Source organism: Citrobacter meridianamericanus, assembly GCF_041320245.1.
GTDB lineage: Bacteria > Pseudomonadota > Gammaproteobacteria > Enterobacterales > Enterobacteriaceae > Citrobacter > Citrobacter meridianamericanus.
In genome coordinates this window covers 149,343-163,113 of the sequence record NZ_CP101037.1, presented here as the reverse complement: position 1 = coordinate 163,113, position 13,771 = coordinate 149,343, and the positions used below count along the sequence as shown (strand labels likewise).

Sequence of the window (13,771 nt, the reverse complement as noted above, 5' to 3'; positions counted from 1 at the left end):
CCTTTGAATAAGACAAAAGGCTGCCTCATCGCTAACTTTGCAACAGTGCCGCGCGACGAGCAGCAGCACCAGGAGCACCAGGAGCAGAAGCACGTCGAGAAAAAGCAACAGCAGATCGAGCAGCGCCCACGGCGGGCCGCTCGCATCGGATAAGTCGAAAAATCCGGCTAAAGTGGCCGAGCTGCACATCAGGCCGCGCGGTTTTCCTCCCTGATCGCCGGCGCGGTTTCTTCCTCCCTGAACCGCATGCAGACTTGCCGCCTCGGACACCCCGAGGCGGTTTTTTCGCCTCGCTCGAGCATCGCCGCATCCGACGATGCCGAGACGACCAGGCCGCGCACGTCGAGCTGCAGCATCGCCATTGCCGACGATGGCACCAGGTCGCCGGCGGTGGCCACCGACCTCGAGCTCGCATCGCCACATCCGACGATGCGCGCCGGCGTCGACCATCGCCAGGTCTGACGATGGCGGCCGCCCTGCCCTGGATCTCGCATCGCCATTTCTGGCGATGAGATCCACGGAGCGGCCATTTAGACCCGCCAATAACGACCCGGCCAAGATAAATCGCATGACGGCCTTTTTGGCCGGGGGTAGCTGTCGTTTTCAGAAGACGGCTGCACTGAACGTCAGAAGCCGACTGCACTATAGCAGCGGAGGGGTTGGATCCATCAGGCAACGACGGGCTGCTGCCGGCCATCAGCGGACGCAGGGAGGACTTTCCGCAACCGGCCGTTCGATGCGGCACCGATGGCCTTCGCGCAGGGGTAGTGAATCCGCCAGGATTGACTTGCGCTGCCCTACCTCTCACTAGTGAGGGGCGGCAGCGCATCAAGCGGTGAGCGCACTCCGGCACCGCCAACTTTCAGCACATGCGTGTAAATCATCGTCGTAGAGACGTCGGAATGGCCGAGCAGATCCTGCACGGTTCGAATGTCGTAACCGCTGCGGAGCAAGGCCGTCGCGAACGAGTGGCGGAGGGTGTGCGGTGTGGCGGGCTTCGTGATGCCTGCTTGTTCTACGGCACGTTTGAAGGCGCGCTGAAAGGTCTGGTCATACATGTGATGGCGACGCACGACACCGCTCCGTGGATCGGTCGAATGCGTGTGCTGCGCAAAAACCCAGAACCACGGCCAGGAATGCCCGGCGCGCGGATACTTCCGCTCAAGGGCGTCGGGAAGCGCAACGCCGCTGCGGCCCTCGGCCTGGTCCTTCAGCCACCATGCCCGTGCACGCGACAGCTGCTCGCGCAGGCTGGGTGCCAAGCTCTCGGGTAACATCAAGGCCCGATCCTTGGAGCCCTTGCCCTCCCGCACGATGATCGTGCCGTGATCGAAATCCAGATCCTTGACCCGCAGTTGCAAACCCTCACTGATCCGCATGCCCGTTCCATACAGAAGCTGGGCGAACAAACGATGCTCGCCTTCCAGAAAACCGAGGATGCGAACCACTTCATCCGGGGTCAGCACCACCGGCAAGCGCCGCGACGGCCGAGGTCTTCCGATCTCCTGAAGCCAGGGCAGATCCGTGCACAGCACCTTGCCGTAGAAGAACAGCAAGGCCGCCAATGCCTGACGATGCGTGGAGACCGAAACCTTGCGCTCGTTCGCCAGCCAGGACAGAAATGCCTCGACTTCGCTGCTGCCCAAGGTTGCCGGGTGACGCACACCGTGGAAACGGATGAAGGCACGAACCCAGTGGACATAAGCCTGTTCGGTTCGTAAGCTGTAATGCAAGTAGCGTATGCGCTCACGCAACTGGTCCAGAACCTTGACCGAACGCAGCGGTGGTAACGGCGCAGTGGCGGTTTTCATGGCTTGTTATGACTGTTTTTTTGTACAGTCTATGCCTCGGGCATCCAAGCAGCAAGCGCGTTACGCCGTGGGTCGATGTTTGATGTTATGGAGCAGCAACGATGTTACGCAGCAGGGCAGTCGCCCTAAAACAAAGTTAGGCCCGCACGGAATCAACATCTCATGTCCGCCAACAATGCCGCAATAGTTCTACGAGTCATGGCCGAGAACGATCTGCCAATGCTCCATGCTTGGCTGAACCGCCCCCACATAGTCGAGTGGTGGGGCGGCGAGGATGAACGCCCAACTCTTGACGAAGTCTTAGAACACTATTCGCCCGAAGTTCTGGCAAAGCAAGCTGTAGTGCCTTACATCGCAATGCTAGATGACGAACCCATCGGCTACGCCCAATCCTACATCGCACTTGGAAGTGGCGATGGATGGTGGGAAGACGAAACTGATCCAGGGGTCCGCGGGATTGACCAGTCTTTGGCTAATCCATCACAGTTAAACAAGGGGTTGGGTACAAAGCTCGTACGCTCGCTCGTTGAACTCCTGTTTAGCGACCCGGCCGTAACGAAAATCCAAACCGATCCATCTCCTAGCAACCATCGCGCCATTCGCTGCTACGAGAAGGCCGGGTTCGTTCAAGAAAAAAACATCCTCACACCTGACGGCCCTGCGGTGTACATGGTCCAAACACGCCAGGCGTTCGAAAGCCTGCGCACTGTTCAAAGCTTCAAAATCAAGGGGAAGTGGTCATGAATGGCTGCACCATCTCTACCAACTGGTATCTCGGCGTGTTCTCATCTGCCTTCGCATCTGTCGTCAGCCTAACCGGGCGTTCAACCGGACATCAACGTGCTGCGCACGTTGATGTCGGTTAACTGGGGCGTTATGCTCTGTGAGCCTGGTTATTGGCGAAGCGAAAGTATGACGATTTCAGCAATAAACGCAAAAGGATAAAAAAATGACATGGAGAACGACCAGAACACTTTTACAGCCTCAAAAGCTGGAGTTCAATGAGTTTGAGATTCTTAATCCCGTAGTTGAGGGCGCCCGAATTGTCGGCATTGGCGAGGGTGCTCACTTTGTCGCGGAGTTCTCACTGGCTAGAGCTAGTCTTATTCGCTATTTTGTCGAGAGGCATGATTTTAACCCACATTTCCCAAGTAAGGCGCTGATTTCGCTGTCCTGACCATTATATTTCCTATATAAAACATGGTGTTGAAGGCTGCGAGGGGCGCGTTTCATGGATCACCCAGAGGGTGCGGGCTTGCAACGGGCAGATCGGGTGGATTTCGACCCTCGCGTGCGGCTGGAATTTCGCGGCACGCAGCTCAGTTCCGACGGCGGCCTTCTGGTGATGCGCGAGCTTGATGACGCGCTCGGGTTGTCCGATTTGGCGTCAGCGGCGCTGCGCGATACTCGCTCTGGCAAGAACACGGTCCATCGGCTCGACGGCCTGTTCCGGCAATCAGTCTTTGGGCGGCTGGCCGGATACGAGGATGTCAACGACGCCAACCGTCTCGCCTGCGATCCGGTCATGCGCCAAGTTGTCGGCGGCAGAGCGGTCGATGCACAAGCGGCCTCGGCATCGCAGATGGGACGGTTCGAGACCGAGACGCTGGCTCTGGCCGGGAACCGTGCCGCGCTGGCCGACCTGAACGGGCAATGGATCGACCGGTTCCATGACCGTAACGGGCTGAAGTACATCGTTCTGGACATGGACAGCTCGGTCAGCCCGACCCATGGCGACCAGGAAGGGTCCGCCTGGAATGGCCATTTCGACTGTAGCTGCTATCACCCCAACTTTCTGTTCAACCAGTTCGGGATGCTGGAACGCTGCGCCCTGCGCCATGGCAACGTCCACAGCGCCGATGGCTGGCGTGATGTTCTCGACCCCGTAATTGCGCGCTACGCGGAGCGCGACCTTGGTGGCAGGTTCTTCCGGGCCGATGCTGCCTACGCGATCCCGGCGATCTATGAGCGATTGGAAGAAGCGCGGTTCTTCTACGCCATCCGGCTGCCCGCAAACGCGGTCCTCAAGGACAAGATCGCGCATCGGCTAACGCGCCCTGTCGGGCGGCCGTCACTGACCAAGGTCAAGCGGTTCTTCGAGGAATTCGAGTATCAGGCGGCGTCCTGGGACAAGGAACGCCGGGTGATCGCCAAGATCGAATGGCATCCGGGCGAACTGTTCCCGCGTGTCGGCTTCATCGTCACCAACCTGCCGATGGAGCCGGACTGGGTGGTGCGGTTCTACAACCAGCGCGGCACCGCCGAGCAGCACATCAAAGAGGGCAAATACGCCTTTCGCTGGACGCGGCTGTCGTGCCGGAAGTTCCGCGACAATGAGGTGCGGCTGCAACTGCACGCCCTGGCGTACAACCTGGCCACCTTCTTGCGCTGCATCGAGCTGCCCGAGGCCATGGCCGACTGGTCGTTGACCAGCCTGCAACTGAAGCTGATCAAGATCGGGGCACGTGTGGTCCGTCACGCCCGCACCATCACCTTCCAGCTGGCCGAGGTCGCTGTCACCGGCACGATGGTACGCGCCATCCTCGCCGCTATCCGCCGATTGCGAGCGCCACCGCTATGCGCATGATCGCGATCCACGCTCAAACTGAACGAAAGCGGCTGGACAGATCTGTCCGCTGCGCTGAAAAACGCCGCCCCTGGGCAAGGAAACAGCGGCTTCGCGGTCTGATCCGTCCAGATCCAGCAGTCTGCGCGACCGCAGGTGCCGCTTGCGGCAGAAAATCCTTGTCTAGCGCTCGGATACAGGCTATCTTCACCTCAAACGACACGCCACTTGGGGAATGCAGGATATAGAGGATGGCAGCGGAATGAACACAAGGGAAACAATTGCGGCGGACCTTTCACGGCTGGGTGTCCAATCCGGCGCTCTCGTCATGGTTCACGCATCGCTGAAGGCGATCGGCCCCGTCGATGGAGGCGCAGCATCGATAGTGTCTGCCCTGCTCGATGCCGTCGGCCCCACTGGAAGCTTGATGGGATACGCCTCGTGGGACCGGTCGCCTTACGAAGAAACGCTCAATGGCGCACGGATGGATGCGGAACTGCGCCACCGATGGCCGCCGTTCGATCCAGCCATATCAGGCACGTATCGCGGCTTCGGCCTGCTCAACCGGTTCCTCCTCCAGACACCCGGCGCCCGGCGCAGCGCGCACCCGGATGCCTCGATGGTCGCGGTAGGGCCTCTGGCCGGCACTCTGACGCGGCCTCACGAACTTGGGCAGGCTTTCGGACCTGGATCGCCGCTGGAGCGTTTCGTCGAGCGTGCCGGAAAGGTTCTGTTGCTCGGAGCCCCGCTCGATTCCGTTACCGTCCTGCACTACGCCGAGGCCATTGCCCGCATCCCGAACAAGCGACGCGTGAGCTACGAAATGCCGATCCGCAGCGAGGACGGCGGAGTGAGATGGAAACGCGCCGAGGATTTCGACTCCAACGGCATTCTCGATTGTTTCGCTATCGAAGGAGAGCCGGACGCCGTCGAGACAATTACCAATGCCTATGTGGAGCTGCGACGCCATCGGGAGGGCTTGGTCGGTCAGGCGCACTGCTACTTGTTCGAAGCGCGGGATATCGTTTCGTTCGGTGTCGACTATCTTCAACGGCACTTTGGCTCGCCCTGATCCGACGCATGGCATGCGGGATGCTCGCCCGCACCCTATCAACGACTATGTATCCAGGGTGCGCCCCGCCGAAAATACGGGCCCCGCGACACTGTGAACAGAAGCGCTTAACATCAAGGGGGACTCTATGTCTGCTACCGCAACCATGTTTGCCCAGTCGTTCTTCCATGGAACCAAAGCCGCTCTTGCACCCGGTGATCTGATCGCCGTCGGTTATCGATCGAATTTCACAGACGCGAAATCCCTGTCGTGGGTGTATTTTACAGGCACGCTCGATGCGGCGATCTGGGGCGCCGAATTGGCGGGTGGCAGCGGAACGGAACGAATTTATGTCGTCGAACCGACCGGCGCCATCGAGGAGGATCCGAACCTGACGGATAAGAAGTTCCCGGGTAACCCGACCCTGTCTTATCGCTCCCGCGATCCATTGCGCGTAATTGCTGAAGTGACGAAGTGGCAAGCACACACGGCCCAGCGGCTGCGGGAAATGAAGGAGGGCCTGGCGCGTCTGAACGCAGAAGGTGCCGAGATCATCGATTAACGTCGCCTGCCGGCAGTGCCATCATGGCGCATGGAACCGACTGTAGCCGATGACCGCACTGGTCTTTATTCGCGTCGCGGATGCCACAAATTGCTTAGCCCACTCGCCGCCTGGGGCCGATTTTCGCCCCTCGCCTTGAAGGGATTCCGAGTAGAATCCCGTGGCCATTGTTAATTAAGCAAGCGCGTTAATTAACAAATATGATCTCCGCATCGCAACCGTACCTCTCGGTCAGGTTAAACGTGTCCAGGCTGGCAAGCACTTCGGCGCTTTGCCAGTTCATGCTGGCAATCGTGCCTACGCAATGATGGGCGGCATCGTCGTGGGAACGGCGCTGACGATTCTCTTCCTACGGGCCCTCTATGTCGCCTGGTTCTGGATCCCGCGTGAAGTCGAGCAAACTGATTAATATGCACGACTTCGATCAGTTGGTGCCGTTAATTTCACCAAATGCGATATTCTGGTTCAATGACGGATCATTTTGTGGACTGAAGCAGATACGGCAAGCCTTTGAGGAAACCTGGAAAAAATTTCCTCTTGAAAATTATTGGTTAGAAAACCTGGAGTGGGTTGCCCAGTCGAAAGATTGTGCCGGATGCACCTATCACTTCCGGTGGAGGGCAATTTTAAATGGTAGCGCTCTGGAAGGCGGTGGGCGAGGAACAACTATCCTTCGTAGAGAAGCGAATGTCTGGAAGATCACTCACGAACATCTGAGCCAGTTCCCTAAACAAGACCCCAAGGGCCGACAGCTGCCGAGTAGATCGCTCGGATTGCGCCAAAAGCGGTCATGAGAGAAATGCCGCGACCTCAATGGTCGCGGCTGGCAGTTATGCAACGTCCTGTAACTGGGCCTCTCCATTGTGGAGGAAGCATGCTTAATGCGATTGGTTTGGAATGTGGGGCGATTCAGGCATCCCGGCTATCTGAATGGCTCAACTCAACAGCCGGTGCTCATGAACTTGAGCGATTTTCGGATACCCTGACCTTTTCTTTGTATGGCTCAGTGCTGATTTGGGTTAAATCATATCTACGCGAATCAGGAAGAAAACTGCAGTTAGTCGGAATCGATTTACCCAACACCTTGAATCCAAGGGACGACCTAGCGCAATTGGCCGAAATTATCCAGGTCATCGACCACCTCATGAAACCCCACGTTGATGCGCTGACTCAGTTGTTGACGTCCATTGATGGCCAGTCGGCGGTTATTTCATCGGCAAAATGGGGGGAGTTGGAAACGGCTCAGCAGGAGAAAGCTATCTCAGGGGTAACCAGATTGAAGCTCCGTTTGGCGTCGCTTGCCCCTGTCCTGAAAAATCACGTCAACAGCGATTTTTTCCGAAAAGCCTCTGATCGAATAGAGTCGATAGAGTATACGTTGGAAACCTTGCGTGTAATGAAAGCTTTCTTCGATGGTACCTCTCTTGAGGGAGATACTTCCGTACGTGACTCGTATATGGCGGGCGTGGTGGATGGAATGGTTCGAGCGAATCCGGATGTAAGGATAATTCTGCTGGCGCACAACAATCATTTACAAAAAACTCCAGTTTCCTTTTCAGGCGAGCTTACGGCTGTTCCCATGGGACAGCATCTCGCAGAGAGGGAGGAGGGGGATTACCGTGCGATTGCATTCACCCATCTTGGACTCACCGTGCCGGAAATGCATTTCCCATCGCCCGACAGTCCTCTTGGATTCTCTGTTGTGACCACGCCTGCCGATGCAATCCGTGAGGATAGTGTGGAACAGTATGTCATCGATGCCTGTGGTAAGGAGGATTCATGCCTGACATTGACAGATGACCCCATGGAAGCAAAGCGAATGCGGTCCCAAAGCGCCTCTGTAGAAACGAATTTGAGCGAGGCATTTGATGCCATCGTCTGCGTTCCCAGCGCCGGCAAGGACAGCCTGGTTGCCCTATAGGAAACCAGAAATGAAATGAAGGAGCATAACCTGCCAATCCACCGGACGGTTTTCAACCGCCGGTGATCAGCGCGTTAGATGCACTAAGCACATAATTGCTCACAGCCAAACTATCAGGTCAAGTCTGCTTTTATTATTTTTAAGCGTGCATAATAAGCCCTACACAAATTGGGAGATATATCATGAAAGGCTGGCTTTTTCTTGTTATCGCAATAGTTGGCGAAGTAATCGCAACATCCGCATTAAAATCTAGCGAGGGCTTTACTAAGCTTGCCCCTTCCGCCGTTGTCATAATCGGTTATGGCATCGCATTTTATTTTCTTTCTCTGGTTCTGAAATCCATCCCTGTCGGTGTTGCTTATGCAGTCTGGTCGGGACTCGGCGTCGTCATAATTACAGCCATTGCCTGGTTGCTTCATGGGCAAAAGCTTGATGCGTGGGGCTTTGTAGGTATGGGGCTCATAATTGCTGCCTTTTTGCTCGCCCGATCCCCATCGTGGAAGTCGCTGCGGAGGCCGACGCCATGGTGACGGTGTTCGGCATTCTGAATCTCACCGAGGACTCCTTCTTCGATGAGAGCCGGCGGCTAGACCCCGCCGGCGCTGTCACCGCGGCGATCGAAATGCTGCGAGTCGGATCAGACGTCGTGGATGTCGGACCGGCCGCCAGCCATCCGGACGCGAGGCCTGTATCGCCGGCCGATGAGATCAGACGTATTGCGCCGCTCTTAGACGCCCTGTCCGATCAGATGCACCGTGTTTCAATCGACAGCTTCCAACCGGAAACCCAGCGCTATGCGCTCAAGCGCGGCGTGGGCTACCTGAACGATATCCAAGGATTTCCTGACCCTGCGCTCTATCCCGATATTGCTGAGGCGGACTGCAGGCTGGTGGTTATGCACTCAGCGCAGCGGGATGGCATCGCCACCCGCACCGGTCACCTTCGACCCGAAGACGCGCTCGACGAGATTGTGCGGTTCTTCGAGGCGCGGGTTTCCGCCTTGCGACGGAGCGGGGTCGCTGCCGACCGGCTCATCCTCGATCCGGGGATGGGATTTTTCTTGAGCCCCGCACCGGAAACATCGCTGCACGTGCTGTCGAACCTTCAAAAGCTGAAGTCGGCGTTGGGGCTTCCGCTATTGGTCTCGGTGTCGCGGAAATCCTTCTTGGGCGCCACCGTTGGCCTTCCTGTAAAGGATCTGGGTCCAGCGAGCCTTGCGGCGGAACTTCACGCGATCGGCAATGGCGCTGACTACGTCCGCACCCACGCGCCTGGAGATCTGCGAAGCGCAATCACCTTCTCGGAAACCCTCGCGAAATTTCGCAGTCGCGACGCCAGAGACCGAGGGTTAGATCATGCCTAGCATTCACCTTCCGGCCGCCCGCTAGCGGACCCTGGTCAGGTTCCGCGAAGGTGGGCGCAGACATGCTGGGCTCGTCAGGATCAAACTGCACTATGAGGCGGCGGTTCATACCGCGCCAGGGGAGCGAATGGACAGCGAGGAGCCTCCGAACGTTCGGGTCGCCTGCTCGGGTGATATCGACGAGGTTGTGCGGCTGATGCACGACGCTGCGGCGTGGATGTCCGCCAAGGGAACGCCCGCCTGGGACGTCGCGCGGATCGACCGGACATTCGCGGAGACCTTCGTCCTGAGATCCGAGCTCCTAGTCGCGAGTTGCAGCGACGGCATCGTCGGCTGTTGCACCTTGTCGGCCGAGGATCCCGAGTTCTGGCCCGACGCCCTCAAGGGGGAGGCCGCATATCTGCACAAGCTCGCGGTGCGACGGACACATGCGGGCCGGGGTGTCAGCTCCGCGCTGATCGAGGCTTGCCGCCATGCCGCGCGAACGCAGGGGTGCGCCAAGCTGCGGCTCGACTGCCACCCGAACCTGCGTGGCCTATACGAGCGGCTCGGATTCACCCACGTCGACACTTTCAATCCCGGCTGGGATCCAACCTTCATCGCAGAACGCCTAGAACTCGAAATCTAACGTCCGTTCGGGGGCACTGTTGCAAATAGTCGGTGGTGATAAACTTATCATCCCCTTTTGCTGATGGAGCTGCACATGAACCCATTCAAAGGCCGGCATTTTCAGCGTGACATCATTCTGTGGGCCGTACGCTGGTACTGCAAATACGGCATCAGTTACCGTGAGCTGCAGGAGATGCTGGCTGAACGCGGAGTGAATGTCGATCACTCCACGATTTACCGCTGGGTTCAGCGTTATGCGCCTGAAATGGAAAAACGGCTGCGCTGGTACTGGCGTAACCCTTCCGATCTTTGCCCGTGGCACATGGATGAAACCTACGTGAAGGTCAATGGCCGCTGGGCGTATCTGTACCGGGCCGTCGACAGCCGGGGCCGCACTGTCGATTTTTATCTCTCCTCCCGTCGTAACAGCAAAGCTGCATACCGGTTTCTGGGTAAAATCCTCAACAACGTGAAGAAGTGGCAGATCCCGCGATTCATCAACACGGATAAAGCGCCCGCCTATGGTCGCGCGCTTGCTCTGCTCAAACGCGAAGGCCGGTGCCCGTCTGACGTTGAACACCGACAGATTAAGTACCGGAACAACGTGATTGAATGCGATCATGGCAAACTGAAACGGATAATCGGCGCCACGCTGGGATTTAAATCCATGAAGACGGCTTACGCCACCATCAAAGGTATTGAGGTGATGCGTGCACTACGCAAAGGCCAGGCCTCAGCATTTTATTATGGTGATCCCCTGGGCGAAATGCGCCTGGTAAGCAGAGTTTTTGAAATGTAAGGCCTTTGAATAAGACAAAAGGCTGCCTCATCGCTAACTTTGCAACAGTGCCAAGCTGGCTCGTGAATTCGGAATCAGTCGCGAAACCCTGTATCAATACTTGAGAACGGATCAGTAAATATGCCACGTCGTTCAATCCTGTCCGCCGCCGAGCGCGAAAGCCTGCTGGCGTTGCCGGACACCAAGGATGAGTTGATCCGTCACTACACGTTCAGCGAAACCGACCTCTCCATCATCCGGCAGCGGCGCGGCCCGGCCAACCGGCTGGGCTTCGCCGTGCAGCTCTGTTACCTGCGCTTTCCTGGTGTCATCCTGGGCGTCGATGAGCCGCCGTTTCCGCCCTTGTTGAAACTGGTCGCCGACCAGCTCAAGGTCAGCGTCGAAAGCTGGGACGAATACGGGCAGCGGGAGCAGACCCGGCGCGAGCACCTGGTCGAACTGCAAACGGTGTTCGGCTTCCAGCCCTTTACCATGGGCCACTACCGGCAGGCCGTCCAGTTGCTGACCGAGATGGCCTTGCAGACCGACAAGGGCATCGTGCTGGCCAGCACCTTGATCGAGCACCTGCGGCAGCAGTCGGTCATTCTGCCTGCCCTCAACGCCGTCGAGCGGGCGAGCGCCGAAGCAATCACCCGCGCCAACCGGCGCATCTACGATGCCTTGGCCGAACCGCTGTCGGACGCGCATCGCCGCCGCCTCGACGATCTGCTCAAGCGTCGGGACAACGGCAAAACGACCTGGCTGGCCTGGCTGCGCCAATCGCCCGTCAAACCGAATTCGCGGCACATGCTGGAACACATCGAACGCCTCAAAGCGTGGCAGGCGCTCGACCTGCCTTCTGGCATCGAGCGGTCGGTGCACCAGAACCGCCTGCTCAAGATCGCCCGTGAGGGTGGCCAGATGACGCCCGCCGACCTGGCCAAGTTCGAGGCGCAGCGACGCTATGCCACCCTGGTGGCGCTTGCCATCGAGGGCATGGCCACCGTCACCGACGAAATCATCGACCTGCACGACCGCATCCTGGGCAAGCTGTTCAACGCCGCCAAGAACAAGCATCAGCAGCAATTCCAGGCGTCCGGCAAGGCGATCAACGCCAAGGTGCGGCTGTTCGGCCGCATCGGCCAGGCGCTGATCGAGGCCAAGCAGGCGGGCCGCGATCCGTTCGCCGCCATCGAGGCCGTCATGTCCTGGGATGCCTTCGCCGAGAGCGTCACCGAAGCGCAGAAGCTTGCGCAGCCCGAGGACTTCGATTTCCTGCACCGCATCGGCGAAAGCTACGCCACGCTGCGCCGCTACGCGCCGGAATTCCTTGCCGTGCTCAAGCTGCGGGCCGCTCCCGCCGCGAAGGACGTGCTCGACGCCATCGAGGTGCTGCGCGGCATGAACAGCGACAACGCCCGCAAGGTGCCCGCCGACGCGCCGACCGAGTTCATCAAGCCGCGCTGGCAGAAGCTGGTCATGACCGACACCGGCATCGACCGGCGCTACTACGAACTGTGCGCGCTGTCGGAGATGAAGAACGCGTTGCGTTCCGGCGACATCTGGGTGCAGGGGTCGCGCCAGTTCAAGGACTTCGAGGACTACCTGGTGCCGCCCGCGAAATTCGCCAGCCTCAAGCAGGCCAGCGAATTGCCGCTGGCCGTGGCCACCGACTGCAACCGGTACCTGAACGACCGGCTGACGCTGCTGGAAACACAGCTTGCCACCGTCAACCGTATGGCGACGGCCAACGAGCTGCCGGACGCCATCATCACCGAGTCAGGCTTGAAGATCACGCCGCTCGACGCGGCGGTACCCGACACCGCCCAAGCGCTGATCGACCAGACGGCAATGATCCTGCCGCACGTCAAGATCACCGAACTGCTGCTGGAGGTGGACGAATGGACGGGCTTCACTCGGCATTTCGCGCATCTGAAATCGGGCGACCCGGCCAAAGACAAGAACCTGTTGCTGACCACGATCCTCGCCGACGCGATCAACCTGGGCCTGACCAAGATGGCGGAGTCTTGCCCCGGCACGACCTACGCCAAGCTGGCTTGGCTGCAAGCCTGGCACATCCGCGACGAAACCTACGGGGCGGCGCTGGCCGATCTGGTCAACGCACAGTTCCGCCATCCCTTCGCCGAGCACTGGGGCGACGGCACCACCTCATCGTCGGACGGCCAGAACTTCCGCACCGGCAGCAAGGCCGAGAGCACCGGCCACATCAACCCGAAATACGGGAGCAGCCCAGGGCGGACGTTCTACACCCACATTTCTGACCAGTACGCGCCATTTCACACCAAGGTCGTGAACGTCGGCGTGCGCGATTCGACCTACGTGCTCGACGGCCTGCTGTACCACGAGTCCGACTTGCGGATCGAGGAGCATTACACCGACACGGCGGGCTTCACCGATCACGTCTTCGCCCTGATGCACCTCCTGGGCTTCCGCTTCGCGCCGCGCATCCGCGACCTGGGCGACACCAAGCTCTACATCCCGAAGGGCGACGCCGCCTATGACGCGCTGAAACCCATGATCGGCGGCACGCTCAACATCAAGCACGTCCGCGCCCATTGGGACGAAATCCTGCGGCTGGCCACCTCGATCAAGCAGGGCACGGTGACGGCCTCCCTGATGCTCCGAAAGCTCGGCAGCTACCCACGCCAGAACGGCCTGGCCGTGGCGCTCCGCGAGCTGGGCCGCATCGAGCGCACGCTGTTCATCCTGGACTGGCTGCAAAGCGTGGAACTGCGCCGCCGCGTGCATGCCGGCCTGAACAAGGGCGAGGCGCGCAATGCGCTGGCCAGGGCAGTGTTTTTCAACCGCCTGGGTGAAATCCGCGACCGCAGTTTCGAGCAGCAGCGCTACCGGGCTAGCGGCCTCAATCTGGTAACGGCTGCCGTCGTGTTGTGGAACACGGTCTATCTGGAACGGGCTGCGCACGCGCTGCGTGGCAACGGCCATGCCATTGATGACGCGCTGTTGCAGTACCTGTCGCCGCTCGGTTGGGAGCACATCAACCTCACCGGCGATTACCTCTGGCGCAGCAGCGCCAAGATCGGCGCGGGCAAGTTCAGGCCGCTACGACCGCTGCAACCGGCTTAGCG

Annotated in this window: 14 protein-coding genes and 3 pseudogenes; 15 read left to right on the top strand and 2 right to left on the bottom strand. The window is 59.2% G+C overall.

Annotated elements, in window-relative coordinates; genetic code table 11:
- Window positions 1–3 precede the first annotated feature (3 nt).
- Complete coding sequence (locus tag NMD08_RS26775) at window positions 4–153, top strand: hypothetical protein (RefSeq protein WP_370620232.1); 150 nt, start codon at window positions 4–6, stop codon at window positions 151–153.
- Between the two features lie 35 nt (window positions 154–188).
- Here the strand turns inward: NMD08_RS26775 and NMD08_RS26770 are convergent, their stop codons facing one another.
- Complete coding sequence (locus tag NMD08_RS26770) at window positions 189–362, bottom strand: hypothetical protein (RefSeq protein WP_247180393.1); 174 nt, start codon at window positions 360–362, stop codon at window positions 189–191.
- Window positions 363–797: 435 nt separating this feature from the next.
- Window positions 798–1,811, bottom strand: a complete 1,014-nt coding sequence (gene intI1, locus NMD08_RS26765) for a class 1 integron integrase IntI1 (protein WP_000845048.1) — start codon at window positions 1,809–1,811, stop codon at window positions 798–800.
- Between the two features lie 162 nt (window positions 1,812–1,973).
- On the opposite strand from intI1, the gene aac(6')-IIc reads away from it, so the two are divergent.
- The 14 genes and pseudogenes from aac(6')-IIc to NMD08_RS26695 all read left to right on the top strand — a co-directional run bounded on the left by aac(6')-IIc (window position 1,974) and on the right by NMD08_RS26695 (window position 13,769).
- Window positions 1,974–2,555 (top strand): aminoglycoside N-acetyltransferase AAC(6')-IIc, encoded by a 582-nt coding sequence (aac(6')-IIc, locus tag NMD08_RS26760; RefSeq protein WP_012695484.1) that lies wholly within the window; start codon window positions 1,974–1,976, stop codon window positions 2,553–2,555.
- Complete coding sequence (locus tag NMD08_RS26755) at window positions 2,552–2,677, top strand: hypothetical protein (protein WP_022646489.1); 126 nt, start codon at window positions 2,552–2,554, stop codon at window positions 2,675–2,677. The genes aac(6')-IIc and NMD08_RS26755 overlap by 4 nt, the downstream gene beginning before the upstream one ends.
- Before the next feature lie 83 nt (window positions 2,678–2,760).
- Window positions 2,761–2,949, top strand: a pseudogene (locus NMD08_RS26750) (erythromycin esterase family protein); the annotation flags it as partial.
- A gap of 93 nt (window positions 2,950–3,042) precedes the next feature.
- Window positions 3,043–4,398 carry an IS1380-like element IS1247 family transposase gene (locus NMD08_RS26745; protein ID WP_006473457.1) on the top strand — a complete coding sequence of 452 codons (1,356 nt, stop codon included), beginning with the start codon at window positions 3,043–3,045 and terminating at the stop codon, window positions 4,396–4,398.
- Window positions 4,399–4,639: 241 nt separating this feature from the next.
- Window positions 4,640–5,449: an aminoglycoside N-acetyltransferase AAC(3)-IIg gene (gene aac(3)-IIg, locus NMD08_RS26740; protein ID WP_012695485.1), complete on the top strand. Its 810-nt coding sequence runs from the start codon at window positions 4,640–4,642 to the stop codon at window positions 5,447–5,449.
- A gap of 127 nt (window positions 5,450–5,576) precedes the next feature.
- Window positions 5,577–5,990: an NAD(+)--rifampin ADP-ribosyltransferase gene (gene arr / locus NMD08_RS26735; protein WP_012695486.1), complete on the top strand. Its 414-nt coding sequence runs from the start codon at window positions 5,577–5,579 to the stop codon at window positions 5,988–5,990.
- Between the two features lie 386 nt (window positions 5,991–6,376).
- Entirely contained in the window at window positions 6,377–6,784 is a 408-nt protein-coding gene (locus NMD08_RS26730) for a nuclear transport factor 2 family protein (protein WP_063613390.1), read from the top strand.
- A gap of 86 nt (window positions 6,785–6,870) precedes the next feature.
- A pseudogene (ere(A), locus tag NMD08_RS26725) lies at window positions 6,871–7,911 on the top strand (EreA family erythromycin esterase); the annotation flags it as partial.
- Between the two features lie 182 nt (window positions 7,912–8,093).
- Complete coding sequence (locus NMD08_RS26720; RefSeq protein WP_000679427.1) at window positions 8,094–8,441, top strand: quaternary ammonium compound efflux SMR transporter QacE delta 1; 348 nt, start codon at window positions 8,094–8,096, stop codon at window positions 8,439–8,441.
- The gene (sul1, locus tag NMD08_RS26715) at window positions 8,435–9,274 is read left to right on the top strand and encodes a sulfonamide-resistant dihydropteroate synthase Sul1 (RefSeq protein ID WP_000259031.1); all 840 of its coding nucleotides are present in this window, start codon (window positions 8,435–8,437) and stop codon (window positions 9,272–9,274) included. Before NMD08_RS26720 ends, sul1 begins: the two co-directional genes overlap by 7 nt.
- A gap of 127 nt (window positions 9,275–9,401) precedes the next feature.
- Window positions 9,402–9,902 (top strand): GNAT family N-acetyltransferase, encoded by a 501-nt coding sequence (locus NMD08_RS26710; RefSeq protein ID WP_000376623.1) that lies wholly within the window; start codon window positions 9,402–9,404, stop codon window positions 9,900–9,902.
- Between the two features lie 75 nt (window positions 9,903–9,977).
- The gene (locus NMD08_RS26705; protein ID WP_001067855.1) at window positions 9,978–10,682 is read left to right on the top strand and encodes an IS6-like element IS26 family transposase; all 705 of its coding nucleotides are present in this window, start codon (window positions 9,978–9,980) and stop codon (window positions 10,680–10,682) included.
- Between the two features lie 52 nt (window positions 10,683–10,734).
- Window positions 10,735–10,800, top strand: a pseudogene (locus tag NMD08_RS26700) (helix-turn-helix domain-containing protein); the annotation flags it as partial.
- Window positions 10,801–10,802: 2 nt separating this feature from the next.
- Window positions 10,803–13,769, top strand: a complete 2,967-nt coding sequence (locus NMD08_RS26695; RefSeq protein WP_042863651.1) for a Tn3 family transposase — start codon at window positions 10,803–10,805, stop codon at window positions 13,767–13,769.
- The last annotated feature ends 2 nt before the right edge of the window (window positions 13,770–13,771 follow it).